11 protein-coding genes are annotated in these 14,243 nt (G+C 59.1%); 9 read left to right on the top strand and 2 right to left on the bottom strand.

Annotated features, from left to right (window positions below; translation table 11 throughout):
• The first annotated feature begins 2 nt into the window (after positions 1-2).
• Genes HMPREF3169_RS03200 through HMPREF3169_RS03180 form a run of 5 tightly spaced genes read left to right on the top strand, consistent with a single transcriptional unit; the run spans position 3 to position 6,328 of the window.
• Entirely contained in the window at positions 3-2,243 is a 2,241-nt protein-coding gene (locus HMPREF3169_RS03200) for a SaeA-related protein (RefSeq protein WP_070455660.1), read from the top strand.
• Positions 2,243-3,790: a GAP1-N2 domain-containing protein gene (locus HMPREF3169_RS03195; protein WP_070455659.1), complete on the top strand. Its 1,548-nt coding sequence runs from the start codon at positions 2,243-2,245 to the stop codon at positions 3,788-3,790. Before HMPREF3169_RS03200 ends, HMPREF3169_RS03195 begins: the two co-directional genes overlap by 1 nt.
• Before the next feature lie 5 nt (positions 3,791-3,795).
• A complete protein-coding gene (locus HMPREF3169_RS03190) occupies positions 3,796-4,755 on the top strand; it encodes a hypothetical protein (RefSeq protein ID WP_070455658.1) in 960 nt (319 codons plus the stop codon).
• Positions 4,755-5,768: a TRAFAC clade GTPase domain-containing protein gene (locus HMPREF3169_RS03185; RefSeq protein WP_061920082.1), complete on the top strand. Its 1,014-nt coding sequence runs from the start codon at positions 4,755-4,757 to the stop codon at positions 5,766-5,768. The genes HMPREF3169_RS03190 and HMPREF3169_RS03185 overlap by 1 nt, the downstream gene beginning before the upstream one ends.
• Positions 5,765-6,328 (top strand): hypothetical protein, encoded by a 564-nt coding sequence (locus HMPREF3169_RS03180; RefSeq protein ID WP_246815589.1) that lies wholly within the window; start codon positions 5,765-5,767, stop codon positions 6,326-6,328. Before HMPREF3169_RS03185 ends, HMPREF3169_RS03180 begins: the two co-directional genes overlap by 4 nt.
• On the opposite strand, the gene HMPREF3169_RS03175 is transcribed toward HMPREF3169_RS03180, so the two are convergent.
• The gene (locus HMPREF3169_RS03175) at positions 6,282-7,685 is read right to left on the bottom strand and encodes a hypothetical protein (RefSeq protein WP_070455657.1); all 1,404 of its coding nucleotides are present in this window, start codon (positions 7,683-7,685) and stop codon (positions 6,282-6,284) included. The two genes, HMPREF3169_RS03180 and HMPREF3169_RS03175, sit on opposite strands and share 47 nt — an antisense overlap.
• Before the next feature lie 52 nt (positions 7,686-7,737).
• Here HMPREF3169_RS03175 and gluQRS point away from each other — a divergent pair, with 52 nt between their 5' ends.
• From gluQRS to HMPREF3169_RS03160, 3 genes are all read left to right on the top strand, one after another.
• Positions 7,738-8,682 carry a tRNA glutamyl-Q(34) synthetase GluQRS gene (gluQRS, locus tag HMPREF3169_RS03170; RefSeq protein WP_070455656.1) on the top strand — a complete coding sequence of 315 codons (945 nt, stop codon included), beginning with the start codon at positions 7,738-7,740 and terminating at the stop codon, positions 8,680-8,682.
• A 70-nt stretch (positions 8,683-8,752) separates the two neighbouring features.
• Positions 8,753-10,309: a cation:proton antiporter gene (locus HMPREF3169_RS03165; RefSeq protein ID WP_070455655.1), complete on the top strand. Its 1,557-nt coding sequence runs from the start codon at positions 8,753-8,755 to the stop codon at positions 10,307-10,309.
• Positions 10,310-10,335: 26 nt separating this feature from the next.
• Positions 10,336-10,674: a hypothetical protein gene (locus tag HMPREF3169_RS03160; RefSeq protein WP_062036214.1), complete on the top strand. Its 339-nt coding sequence runs from the start codon at positions 10,336-10,338 to the stop codon at positions 10,672-10,674.
• A gap of 30 nt (positions 10,675-10,704) precedes the next feature.
• Here HMPREF3169_RS03160 and HMPREF3169_RS03155 read toward each other — a convergent pair whose 3' ends face one another.
• On the bottom strand, positions 10,705-12,693 hold the full coding sequence (locus HMPREF3169_RS03155; protein ID WP_070455654.1) for an acyltransferase family protein: 1,989 nt from the start codon (positions 12,691-12,693) through the stop codon (positions 10,705-10,707).
• 518 nt (positions 12,694-13,211) lie between these two features.
• Between HMPREF3169_RS03155 and HMPREF3169_RS03150 the strand changes: the two genes are divergently transcribed.
• The coding region (locus tag HMPREF3169_RS03150) for a YhgE/Pip domain-containing protein (RefSeq protein ID WP_141748307.1) at positions 13,212-14,243 on the top strand (1,032 nt) is incomplete at its 3' end.

Below are 14,243 nucleotides of genomic sequence, written 5' to 3'. Positions count from 1 at the left end.
AGATGACGCAATCACCCAAGATTACGGATATTCCGCTTTCGCAATTACTCCCGCTGCACGATTTGGAGCAGGTCTCGGCCGAGGACGTGCGTCGGCACATTGCACCGCAGTACGGCGAGTTTGCAGAACAAATCGCGGCGGTATTCAACGGCAGCGCCGTTGCGCATCCGGAACTTAACGCGGCCAATCTCAACCCGCAGCCGCCTGCTCCGGAGCCCCAAACGGGCGCCACCCTATCCTCCTTTGGAACTTCGGAGATCAAAGACATGAGTCCCAAAAAAGAAGACCCACAGTCGCCACAGCCTGGTAACAAGGACATCGACTGGGCAGCGGAGCTTGCCAAGCTCAAGGCCAAGGAGAACGTACGTACCCAGGTCAACGAGGACGATTACACCAACCTGCCGGCAGATGCATTCAGCGCGCCTTATAAGGGCAAGCAGCCAGAGGGTTGGGTAGTGCCTGAGATGCACGCTGTGGTCGAGGTCCCGGAAACCACCGATGCAGCGGCAGAAGCAGAAGAAGATCCTTATGGCTACGAGCAGCCGGCAGAGGATAATTCGGACGTCCGCCACCCGGTGCGCATTTGGTGGGAGCCGGTTTCTGCGCAGCCGGGAGAACTGGTTTTCTACCGCGTCGTTGCCGATGACCGAGAGATGATTGCCTCGCCGGAAGCAGGCGAGACATTGATGATTACCCGCGGCACCGCTTACCGCGACATGGATCCGGGTGCGGCCGGTCTGCGCCACTATGCGGTGTGGGCTTATAAGGGCGCCGATCTGGGAGAAGCGATTAGCAGCCAGCCGCTGTTTATGGGCGAGACGGCAGTAGTCTTCCCGCCGGTCAACGTCAAGGTGACCACCATCAAGGGCGCAATCCAGGTCTCTTGGGACTTGCTGGAGGGCCATGAGGCCGCCGTCGTTTATGCATGCAAGGACACCGAGCGCGACTTGCTTTCCCCGCGGTTTGAGCAGGACATCGAAAGCAGTGGGCGTAAGGCCACCATCCGTGTGCAGGAGGCGGGCCAGACCATGGTTGTCTCCTTGCTCGGCCAGGCGCAGTTCCGCGATGGCAGGTTGACCAGCGCGAATGAGACGGTAGTGCAGCATTCAGTGAAGCTGGCCAGTGAGTTGGAGAAGATGTCGCTTACGCGCTGTGAGCGGGAGAATTCCGATGGCCACGACAACATCGAGATTGAGTGGAACTCGCCGAAGACGGGCGAAGTCAAGATTTATCTGACCCCGCACGCCCCACGTCCGGAGCTGCGCACCAAGGCCATCGATAAGTCTTATGTGGAAAACGCGTTTGCCGACGCCGTGACTGAAACGCGAGGCGCAACCCCACCGGATTCCGTGCAGAACACCACGATGCCGTGGCCTTCTGATTGGTACGAGGTTTATGTCACCCCGGTCAACTTCAACGAGGCCGACGCATGGGTCGGTGAGTCGCGCGTTCTGCAGCGTGTGCTGCCCATCGGGGAGGATGAAGTGCGGCTTATCGAGCGCGTGGATAGCCAGTTGATTTCCTTCACCTGGCCGCGCGGCGCCACGATGGTGGAGTGCACGACCAACAGCGGCACTACCACGGTGCGCGAGGAGGAATACGAGTTGCAGGGCGGCATTCGCCTGAAACTCGAGCGCCACAGTGACGTCGTGCGCCTGCGCCCGTTTGCCATGTTTGCGGGTAAAAGAACTGAGGCCCGCGAACAGGTCATTGAATACCCCGGCCTGCGCACGGTGACTTATGACTTCCACTATGACTTCAGCACCCGGCAGCTTGGCGTGTACCTGTCCAGCCTGGACATGGGCGATAGGCGCCCATTTTCTTGCCAGGTGATTTATAACCCGGTGCGCCTGCCGCTGTTTGCTGAGGATGGTGTGCCGTTGAAGCTGTCTGGCATGAACACGGACCGCTACACCAGCCAGGGCCTGCACCAGGGCACTTTTGAGCAGCCTGATTTCATCGTGGACTTAGACCAGCGAACCTGGAACGGCGGCTATGTTCGCCTGTTTGCGGTCGAAGACTTTGCTACGGGTGATTTTTCCGCGCAATCTTTCAACCCTGACTTCGGCCACGACTTCAGCTTGGGCCAGCAGGGCAGCTTCGATTCTGATTCGGCGTCGCAGTTCAATGCCACTGATAGGACGGTCGTGGTAGAAAGCGGCGTCGCCCAGCGCTTGCGCTTTGACCCATTGCCTTCCCCGCAGGATGGCGCGCAGAACTTCCAGCAAGGAGGGCAGTATTAATGGCGGGTGCTTTTAGCTTTGCATCCTTCTCGCGCGGCAACGGTCGGGCAGGCGGCTGGGGAGTGGGCGCAGTAAGCGGGGATATTTCCCAGGAGCAGCTGCAGGAGCTGGTTAGTTTTGTCCCAACGAGCTTGAACAGCGGTGCGCCTATCCCGGACTTTCCTTCGGCTCAGGAGCGCGCGGAGCTGGTGCGCCGCACTGCGGTATTCACGCTGACCGAGGAGGGCGAGCAATGGGTCACCATGGTCTCCGTTCCCGCCGGCATCGACGCCACGGGCCGCGGCGGCAACGTCTTTACCTATACCGCGGTTTCAGACGGGGGAGTGCCGCCCGCACCGGCGGACGTGCTGTATTCGCCGGATGTGCCGACGCCTTTTTCAATCTTTGAAGTGGACAAGGTGGAGATCCCGGAAAAGATTTCGCGTAAAGGTCCGCTTGCGAGCGATGCGCTTATCGACGACTTCTTGGCCGGCGAATTCCGCAGCCCTGCCGCGTTGCCAACGCCCTTCAAGTCCGTAGTGCCGCATAACGACGCCGCCTATAACGCGCGCTTGGTAGAAGCGATGGCGAAGGTGCTTTCTTCGAAGAAGAAAACTCTCGTCATCCTGGTGGCGCCCGAAAACCAAGCGGCCTTTTGGGTTGCTGCCGCAGCCCGCGAGGTAGGCGAGCCGGGATTCGGATTCTCTACCTTTGAAAAGCCGGCCGCCATAGCTGAGCTTCCACTGGGCACTTCGACCATGGTGGTGGTTCCTGAGTCCGAAAAGTTGCGTCTTTTCGAGCTGACCAAGGCCCGCGCTATTCCTGGCAATCCGGTGATCTTCGAACTGGGCGAGCCACTGCCGGACTTGAGCGCCTACGAGGGCGCCGGGGAAGTAGCGTCGGCGCCGACCCCAGCACCGGAAGCAGTAGAGCCAGAGGCGAGCTCGCCTTTTGTTGACGAACCCGCACAATCTGTGGCCGAGCCGTGGGCTGAGTCGCCGGCTGCAGCTGCCGCAGACTTGTCGGCTGCGTCGCAGGTAAACCCTTTCAGCGAAAGTGCGCAATCTGCGCCACGGGGCGAGGAAAACGGGGCATCGCCAGGCATCGCGCAAACGGAGCCTGCACCGACCGCAGCAGCTGCAGCGGCCCCTGCGGCGCCGGGTGCGAACGCCGTTGTTCCGGGGCTTACCTCAGATGAACTGGAACAGCTGCGAGACTTCGATCCAGCTTGGTGGATGGGTTACCTGAAGAAGCATCGGGGGCGTGCTATTCACTTTGCGCTGCTGCATCCTTCCTGCTTCCCCGAGGGAACGCGGGTCTTTGCGCTGGCGGCAGCATTGGCTTCTTGGGTGAAATATTTTCCGGCCGATTATAACTTCCTAGTTTCGCAGGCTTTGGGCGGCATCGACACGGCGTCGCTGGATCAAGCGCGTGCACTCACTATCGAAAGATTTGCGCCTGTTATCCAGCTTGAGGAACGGCGGAGTGCGGCGACTGGTGAATTAGGACGTTACTTGGGCGGGATTTTTGCAGAAATCAAACGAGCACACGGTTTCACGGAAAGTTAAAGACAATGGCTAAATACACTTTGAAAGACGGGGAATCTCGTCACCTTACAATCACTGACACCATTCGCGTCGAGGCTTTCGAAATCGGTGCGGGTGGCGCGCAGGTTGAACTCGCTATCGTGCCCGAGGGGGTGGATTACACCCGCGTAGATGACCTGCTGCTCATCGTGCATGCGGTTACACAGGATGCGACGATCCAGGTGCGCCCGAAGGGCTTCGGCACCTTTGGTTTGCGCAGCGAGATTCGTTTGAATATCAGCAACGGTGAGGACACCGTGAGCTTCCCGCGCGTGCTTATCGACGGCGCGGAAGATAGCCCCGAGCGTCTCGCCGAGCTGCAGGTTGAGGACCAGCAGCTGCGTCTTTCGGCCTTTGGTTCTTCCGAGGGTGCAGGAATCACCGATTCGGCGCGCGAGGTCCGCTCTAAGATGCGCCGCGCGGCGCTTGATGACGCTGAGCTGGCCGATGCCATCGCGGTTATCGATAGCTCTGCTTCCATGCAGGTCAATACTTCCGATGGTGCTATCGAGCTGGCGGCGAAGTACATCAATGCCCTTGCGGATTCCTTCACGAACTTCACCGCGACCGATGGGCAGGAACGTACCGCTGGTCATACCGTAAGCGAGCTGCAGAGCTTTATCACTGGTGCTATCGATGCCGGTGCTGATCGCGTGGGGCGCCGCCAGTGGAAAGGACATGACTTACATGAATCTTCCTCGCTGTTTATCTATGTAACCGACAGCCCTACTGCCGCGATGCTAAGCGGTGAAAAGCCCGCCGTGGTGATTGTGGTTAGCCCGATTGCCGAGCAGGAAGTTGAACTCGCTCGCGCAAGTGCAGGCGAGCACCCGGTGGCATTCGTGGTGATTGACCGAGACGACGTCGATAAGCAGCGCAGCGCATTCAACAGCGATCTTGCGCGCCTATCCGATGAAGTGGCAGCGATGCTCAAGGAGGAGTACTAATGACCAGCACCGCCGCATGCCCGTGGACTTTCCGTCCACTGGAAAAGGGCGCTACCGAAAGCCCATATAACAACCGCGAGCTGTTGCCGGACTGGACGGAATCCGTGACCCACTGCGTGGCCATGGCCGGCGCGCGTAACTCCGGCAAGTCGCTGTATACCGCAGTGATGGTCAAGCAGCTCAAGCAGCTTGCGCACAAGCACGATCACTCCGTGCTGGCGGCCGATGAATCCACGGCGCAGCGCTATGCGGAAAAGTACGAAAATCCGCTCTTTAAGGAAATGCAGAGCATGGAGCCCACCCCGAGCGCCGTGGCCACCGATGCTTATCAGCGTGACCCGCTGATCTTTGATCTGGGCCGTTGGCCAGATGCCGAAGGCGTAATGCGTACCAATTATCTCGTCTTCCGCGACGTTGCCGGCGAGGACCTGGAGAACCTGCCGGAGCGGGAAGAAGACCGCGAGGCGCTGTCCTTCTTCAAGTACGCCGACCTGGTTATCTTCCTGTTTGACCCGCTGCGTGAGCGACAAATCCGGGACTACCTGCACGGACTTGTTCCGGACTTTGGTGAGCTCGGTGCCGAGCCCACGCAGGTGCTGGAAAACCTCATCACGCTGATGGGAACGGAGTGCCCGCCGCCGCTGGCAGTTACCATCTCCAAGTTCGATACGCTGCAGAAACTGGAGCATAACCCGAATACGCCGTGGGCCAAGATCATGGGCAACGCGGGCGCTGCCTTCCGCCGCGATACCGGCTGGAACTTCCACTTCGACGATTCCTACGTCCTGCACCAGGAAGTGGACTCCTTGCTGCGCTACCTGGAAGCCTTCGACCTCATCAACATGGTCGCCAACGTCAGCAAGAACGGATACCGGTACTTCGCGGTCTCCGCTCTAGGCGAGGCGCCGACAGGCCGGCACCTAGCACGCAGTGGCATCGCACCTTTCCGCGTGCTGGACCCAATCCGTACGCTGCTTAGCGGCTACGGCGTATTTGGAAAGGATGTCCAGTGACCTTCGGTACGCCCAACGGAAACCAGCAATTTGGGGTTCCTTCCCAAAGCGGTGCTGGCGGAGCACAGTTTGGTTCCCCAGCGATGCCGGTCAGTGACTACCGCTATGGGCAGGTTGCAGACCAACAGAAGGCGGCGCGCCGGGCCGCCGATATGTCCGCCTGGCGGGCGCCGTGGGCGCTACAGATCGCTGCGCTTTTTGTGCTGGGAATCTCGGCCTACATCGTCTACTACGTATTCGAGCTCGTGGCCTCCGAGCGCGTTCCCGAACACTTGAACCGCATCGAGCGCCTAGCCACTGAGCTGGGCGTGGGGCTTTCACTCGTGGTGCTCGCGCTGTGCGTGCTCATGGTCTATACGCTGCATGCCCAGCACAAAGCGCGAATCTGGCTGACGGTCATCCTTGCCATTGTGGTGTTGATGCTCGTGTTGCCACATGTCTGGCCCATTTCCTTGGCAGCAATGGTAACCATCGTGCTGCTGTGGCTACCAGGCAACAAGGAATGGTTCGGCTTTAAGCCTTCAATGCCGCGAGTGCCTCCTGATTGTTCGCCGTATTAAACAGCTCATAGGCCACGCGGTACTTCTCACGTGCGGTGACAGTATCGTTCGCGGAGGTATAGCGATCCCCCAAGAGCTCAACGACTTCAGCCAAGGCGTTGAAATCTAGGGGGCTGCGCGCCGAGGCGATGGGGTGGCGGCTTAGAAAGTCCATCAGGACCTGGGTGGACTTAAACATGTTTTCTGCCTCCGTGCGCAGCGTCTCGGAGAACAAGACGGTCCAGCGTGCGGCGATGGGCAGCTCCGTGTACTTGAGTGCGTTGACGTACCGTGAAGCCAAGATGTCGTGCGCTTCATCGCGGTCATTGTCGATGAGGAAGACCTCGACCTTGCGCAGCAGCATTTCTAGCTCGCGGGCTTCATTGCCGTTGCGGGAGTATTCCTTAGCCGCAAGGCCGTAGAAATCAGCTGCGGTTTCGCCCGTGGTATCGGTATTGTTTCCGGCCGCATCAGCGTAAAAGCGTGCCAGCATTCCCGCAGGCAGCGTGGCATATTCGGGGCTGAGGTGGTACTTGCGCAGGATCTCGTTGCTCTTGTTCGCCACGTGGCTGCGCGTCGCAAAGGAAGGGCACGCCCACAGCGCGCCGACAGCGGATTCGAGGAGGATAGACAGCGCCTTCGCGAGGGCGGAGTTTGGGTTCGGCACCGCGCTGACCGGGGAAGCCGGAAGCGAGTCTTCCTCGCTGAACGCAGCGAGCTGGACTTGGCGGTTGATGTCGACGAATTCCTCGCTGTGCTCTTTGACGTTCTCACGCTTGGCAATCTCGAGGCGGTCACGCAGCTCGTTTAGCTGCTCTTCGAGGGTGCCGGTTCGCTCGCGCTCTTCCGGTTCTTCTGGCTCTAGCTCTGCTGTTTCTTCTGCTTCGGCTGCTTGTGCTTGCTGGGCGGCTAATGCTTCCTCGGCGGCGCGCTCTTGCTCGGCGATGTTCTGCAGCTTTATCAGTTGGGCGTCGTCTCCTGCCTGGGCAGCTTTCTTGGCGTATGCCCATGCCTTCTCGGAGTCTTGTAGAGCATCGTAGTAACGGGACGCGAGCCTAAAGCCGCGGCTGGTGATGGTCGGATTACCAGCTAAGGCGCCGAGGCTTGCGATGTGCAGCGCGGACTGGGCCGCTGCGGGAGAGGACGGGTCCTGCCAGATAAGCAGGAGCATGAATGCATTGAGCAGGTCAGCGGTAGGCGTTACGTCCTCAGCTGAGCCCACGAATTTATCGTCACCGATGACTTGGCTTAAAAGTGCGCCGATTTCCTTTAATTCCGCTGCGGGAAAAGCGGTGTCGTTGTCGTAGCTTTTCGCAATATCCAAAAGCGCGGTGGCACGTTGAGCATCGAGAATAGGGTAAGTCACATCGGTAGGCATGGGGCAGATTTTAGTGCAGGAACATATAAATTTCGCTCGTACACTAGATTCCATGGATTCTCACACCCACGCTGGACGCTACGCCCCGAGCCCTTCGGGGGATCTCCACTTCGGAAACCTCCGCACAGCCCTTCTGGCATGGCTTTTTGCGCGTTCTTCAGGGCGGCGCTTTGTGGTGCGAATCGAGGACATCGATAAGCAGCGCTCCTCGCTTGATGCAGCGCAGCGCCAATTGGAAGATCTGGCCACGCTCGGAATCGACTGGGATGGCGAGGTCATCTACCAGCAGGATAGGGAAGCCGCCTACAGCGCGGCCTTGGAGAAGCTGCAGTACTATGAGTGCTTCTGTTCGCGCAAAGACATTCAGGAAGCCGCGCGCGCCCCGCATGCCATCCCCGGGCAGTATCCGGGCACCTGCCGCTATCTTGATGAGGGAACCAAAGCGCAAAAACGCGGCGAGCTTGCCGCGCAAAGCCGCGTGCCATCGCTGCGGCTGCGTGCGGAAACAAATCAGTTCACCATCCAGGACAAGCTGCATGGCAATTACACAGGCGACGTCGACGATTTCATCTTGCGGCGCGGCGGCCAGGTTACCGATATTGATAATCCAAAGACGGACTGGGCTTATAACTTGGCGGTGGTGGTAGACGATATCTACCAAGGAGTCGACCAGGTAGTCCGCGGCGATGATTTGTTGAGCTCCGCCCCGCGGCAGGCTTATCTCGCGAGCTTGCTGGGCCAGCCGGCGCCAGAGTTTGTTCACGTTCCCTTGGTTCTCAACGCGGAAGGCAAGCGCTTGTCCAAACGGGATGGTGCGGTAACGCTGCGCCAGTTGCTGGAGTTTTATACCCCGGAGCAGGTGGTGGGGCAGATGGCGCATTCGCTGGGCTATACGGCAGCAAGCGCTCACGAGCTACTGGAAAAGTTTCAGCCGGAGGCGCTGAGCACTCAGCCTTATGAGTGGAGCGATGGGCGCCGAGGTGCCGCACAGGACTAATACCGGCCAGACTATTGTTTAAAGGGTAAGCTACAAGGGGCAGAGTCGGCGCGTATGTGGAGTGAGTTTTGTGGAAGTACTGCTAGTACTCATTGGTTTGATGTTGTTGACCGTGATTGTGGTGGCAGTCGGGGATAAGACCGGGCTTCCCTGGCCGGCTTTGCTTTCCATTCTGGCGGCACTGTCCATGTTCATTCCGAGGCTGCCGGACTTTGAGATTCCAACCGATCTCATCCTGCCCGTCTTCCTGCCGCCTTTGCTGTGGGCACTGGCGCGTAGAACCTCCTGGGGTGTAATCCGCGAGCAATGGGTGACTATCTTGAGCTTGTCCGTGCTCTTGGTGGTTGCCACCACGCTGACCGTGGGCATGACTGCCTATGCCTTCTTGCCTGGAGTCAGCCTGGCGGGTGCGATTCTCATCGGCGCTGCTATCGCGCCGCCTGACCCAGTTGCGGTGGAAGCAGTGGCTGAGCCCGCGGGTATCCCGCGCCGCATTATTTCCACGCTGCAGACTGAAGGCCTGTTCAACGACGCGGCATCGATTGTGGCTTTCCACCTCGCACTCGTGGCGGTGACCGATGATTCCACCATGACCTGGGGGAATGCTATCTTGAACTTCCTCTACTCGGCAGCAGTGGCGGGTGTGCTGGGCTGGGGCAGCGGACGCCTTGCCTCCATGTTCATCGCGCGAGTTCATGAAGTGGTTGCCCGCAATGCGCTTACCTGGGTGATTCCCTTCGCCGTCTATGTAGTTGCGGAAGAACTCCATGCTTCTGGTGTTATTGCAGTCGTTATCGCCGCGGTGGAGCTGCATTCGCGCGCGTCGATTCAGGCCGAAGACCGACTTTCCGGTCAATCCTTCTGGGAGACCATCGAGCTGCTGTTTACGGGCGTGGCCTTTGGCCTTATCGGCATGACCGTTAACAGTGCGGTACACGAGGCGGGCACCAACCTGGGGCATTCGATCATCGTTGGCGTGCTGCTTTCCCTCGTGGCCTTTGTAGTTCGGCTGCTATGGATGTGGCTTTTCTACCGCATCAATCTGCGGCGCGGAAAGCCACGCCTTGCACCGCTGCGCTTACAGGAAGTGCTGCTTATGGCTTGGTCAGGCATGCGTGGCCTGGTCACCCTCGCGCTGGTTTTGTCCATACCGAGCGATGCCATTGCCTATAGTGATGAACTTTCCGTTATCGCGCTGACCGTTCTGGTGATGACCATGGTGCTGCCAGGTCTCCTGCTGCCGTGGCTCATGCGTCAGCTGGATCTGACCACGTATTCACAGGCAGCTTCTGACAAAATGCGCGCGGAAATCACCAAGCGTGCGCGCAAAGCTGGCGTGGCTTCGATGCGGAGGAAATACAAAGAATTGGACCCAGAGATTGCCGCCAATATCTCGCAGTGGTTTGAGGATCGCCTTGGTGAAGACGAGGACGGCGACGATGCCAGCACCCGTCTGCAAAAGGCGATCAAAGCTCGCGACGTCGCGCTGGCGGCGCGCCGGGTTGCCTTGGCAGGTGCCCAACAGGAGCTGCTTCGCCTGCGCCGTGACCGCAACTTCAACCCGATGATCGTGGATGAAGTACTCGAGGAAGTAGACCGCATGACCCTGGGAACCAAGACCCGCTAGGCTGGGGCCGCAAGGAGTATAAAAACATGAATGCACTCGAATATGCCCAGCTGGAAGACAGTATGGATTATTTGTACGACTTCTTCGACGAGGACCTAGAAGCCCGCGTGCGCGCCGAGCGTGAATACCTGCCGGAGTCTCTGCAGGACTTGCTGGGGGATCACAGTGTGCTGGACTATATCTGGCTGTGGATTAAGGAGCCGGGCAAAAACGGTTTCAAGGCCTATCTGCGCGATGGTGGCTACTCGGAAGCAGAAGTAGAAGAGGCTTTTGTGTGGACCCGCAACGAGTGGGGCCACAACACGCCGCCGCATATTGAATGGCTAAAGGCCGATGGTTTTGAACCACCGGCCTTTGCGAATTAACTATGTCCTGCCCGATATCTTTGCTTTTTCCTAGCGGGTAGGCGTGGAATCTACCGCCACGATCTGGTGCTCCGGCTTGGAGCCATCAGCAGGGAATGCCTTGGCGATTGCCTTGGAGAAGTACTCCGCGCGCTTCTCGTTGCCACCGGTGTTGTAGTGGACGTCATCGCCCTCCAAGAACCACTCGGTCCGGGCATCGGCAGCCCAGTCATAGACCACCAAGTTCGGGTAACGGTCACGCGCTTTGAGCAGGGCCTCGTTGAAAGGCGCCATGTTGGCGTTGACGTAAGCACCGGAATCCAGGTTGGTCTTGGCAGTCGGCCACATCACGGGGGCTTTGCCGAGCACCTGCATGATTTGGTCCACGCGCCAGTCTTCCTCGCCGGAACCGCCCACGGCGCGGTTTGCGGCGTCGTTCACACCAGCGCCGATGACCCAGCAATCGTCCTCGCCGTAGCCCTGCTGCAACAGCTGATTAACGGAATCGAGGATGGTTGGATCCCCCTCGAGGGCCTCAACGGTGGAGCGGGCGCCGGTGACGTCTGCGACGACTTCTTGAGCGCCGACGTTCTTGTAGGTCACCTGGGCATTGAGTGAAGGATCGGAGACGTAGTCATCGGAGAACATGCCGATGGAGGTGGAGTCACCGACGTGGATGATGGTGGTGCAGCGCGTCTTGCCCTTCTGGTTCGGATCTGGGGCAGCGGAACTTGGGGCCGCGCTAGAAGAGGCATTAGGTGCTGGCGCCGCAGCCGCGGTGTCCTTCTTGGGGCCGCCTCCACCGACCTTCAAGCCCATCTGCTGCGAGCCTGGGGTTTCCTCCTGGCCCAGTGCATCGTTCCATGCGGCCGGAATGCCCATTGCAACCACGGCCGCCATAAGCGTGGCTGGAACGGTAAGGCCAAGGCGCGGCATGCCGATGCTCTTGCGCTTCGCCCACCAATTCTTCACCGGCTCGACGACGCCGTTGCGGCGGATCGGGTCCTCAACTAGCGCCCAAGAAATGGCCGCGAGGAGGATGGAGATCACGGTGACCAAGATGGGGTGCGCTACGGACCAATCTGGAATGAACACGATGGCAGGCAGGTGCCAGAGGTAGATACCGTAGGAACGCTCACCGATCCAGCGCAGTGGTGCCAGCGCGAAGAAGCGGGAGAGAAGGCTGCGCTGATCCAAGGCCGCGGCGATGACCGCGACGGTGGCGATGGAAAGAGCGATAAGGCCCCAGTTGTATAGGTGCGGCGAATAGTCCGGCAGCAACCAGAAGAGCAGGCCAATACCAACCAGACCGAGAATGGAAGCCGGGATGGTAAGTGCCCGCGGCGGGATGCGGTAGCCGCGTTGCTTGGTCAGTGCGATAGCGAGGGCAGCGCCAAGCAGAATGCCGCCGGCACGGGTATCGGTGCCCTCGTAGACGCGGGTGGCATCGGCGCCGGTGTTGAACAGGAAGGCCATCCACCCGAAGGACAGTGCGGCAAGCACCAGCGTGGAAATAAGAAGCGGCTTGCGCTTGCCACGGGTGAGCTTGAGAAGCACAAACAACACCAGCGGCCAGAAGAGATAAAACTGCTCTTCCACCGACAGCGACCACATGTGGTCCAGCGGTGCGTGGCCGGCAAAGCGGTCAAAGTAGGACTGGCCCTCCAAGATGACATGCCAGTTGTTGACGTAGAACAGCGCGCTGAGCGCATGGCCGCTGGTCTCGCCGAGCTTGGGGAGATCGAAGAAGATCGTCAGCAATACTACGGCGACCAGCATGAGAACGACTGCCGGCACGAGGCGACGGAAGCGGCGCAGCCAGAAGGTAGGCAGGCCAAGGCCCTTGCCGCGCAGGTGGCTGCGCATAAGGTTGGCAGTAATGAGGTAGCCAGAGAGCGTAAAGAACATACCGACGCCCAAGTAGCCGCCGGGCAGCCAGGCCGGGTCTAGGTGATACGCCACGACGCTGAGCACAGCGACGGTGCGCAGGCCGTCGATTGCGGGCACGTAAGAGGTATGTGAATCAACCGGTCTTGGCATCCGGAATTCTCCTATAGGGAAACATCAATCAAGGGGGCGGAAACGGACATCTCTCGCGCTGCTTTAAAAAATGAAGGGCAGTCACAGCGCAAAGCTCCACTTACTCTAAACCCTTGTCTCGACATGTTTGGCTCTTGGGGGAGAATATTCCCCACGGTGTGGGGGTTGCGGGGTGAGTAAAAGTTTTATGTAGTTCTTTAGGCCTCGTATATATGGTGAGTGACATATTTAACAAAGTGGTTTAAAGGTGGTCTATAGATCGCGGTGTTGAAAGGCTGTGCCTTTTGCGTGCTAAGGCGAGTCTCGAAAGCGTAAGTGATAGTGCGGGTTCCGTTTAGGCCGAGAAGCTCGGGAAATAACTCCGATGTCCCAAGTTTGCTCAAGCCCTCGTCCGGGGAAGGAAAGCTGTATAAAACCGTCGGCCCGCAGCTTGAAATGAATAGTTTCTAAAATGAACTACTTTCGTTCGTTGAACAATAAAGGTGCTGGTTAACGCCATGTCCGAAAGCTTAAGTAGTATGTTCAGCGTGCGTTATGCTTGGCAAATTTTTCTAAGAGATATTGCCCGTCTTGGGCGCACCAAAAAGTCGTGGATCATTCTCATCGGTTTGGTCATTACGCCCGCGCTTTATTCGTGGGTCAACATCGCGGCATTCTGGGACCCATACGGAGCAACCGAAAATATTAAGGTCGCCGTTGTCAATGAGGACAAGGGCGGATCTTCTGATGTCACCGGTCATATCGACGTCGGCAAGCAAGTCACGGAGCAGCTGCACGACAATCACCAGCTGGGCTGGCAATTCCTTGACGCTGAAGAAGCCGAGCGCTCCTTGGAGCGCGGGGAGACCTTCGCCACGGTGACCATCCCGGAGAATTTCAGCTCGGATCTTCTAGGCGCGCTGCATGGCCAATATGCGCAGCCAACGTTGGAGTACCGCGTCAATGAGAAGGCCAGCGCAATCGCGCCCAAGATCACCGACAGCGCCGCATCTAGCTTGGACGAGCAGATCACCTCTGCATTCAAGCAGCAGGTGGCGGAGGCAGCGGCCTCCTCGGTGCGCGATGAGGGCAATAAGTTCGAAGACCGGCTGCAGCGCTCTCGCCAGAGTTCGGAGGGTGCCTTCGACAAGGCGGCTAATAACATCGAGTCCGCGCGTGCGGATTTGCGTGAGGTTGGCGATAAGCTTGGCAACTCGCAGGTCAAGATGCAAAATGCCAAGCAGACGGTGCGCGATGTTGAGCAGGCTATGACGGATGCACAAGCCGCACTTGGCGACGTCCAGGATGTCATCGCCAGCGCACAAGGCGACGTCACCGGCTATACCGATTCCCTGACCTCGGCTTTCGTCGAGGGCTCAACCGGCGTCGCGCAAGGCACCGCGCGGGCCCAGGAATCCGTCGCGGATATTACTGCGCAGCTCGACCAAGCAAACTCCCGTTTTAACTCCGCGACCCAGCAAACCAACGATGCTATTGCCGCCGGGGATGAATCCATCCGGCAGCTGCGCGATGTCGTTAATTCGCCCGCCGTAGCTCCGGGTGTGGCGGGG

It is taken from the genome of Corynebacterium sp. HMSC08C04 (assembly GCF_001807495.1).
Classification (GTDB): domain Bacteria; phylum Actinomycetota; class Actinomycetes; order Mycobacteriales; family Mycobacteriaceae; genus Corynebacterium; species Corynebacterium simulans.
Note: the sequence above shows the minus strand (reverse complement) of the source record. Positions and strands in the feature narration are given on the sequence as shown.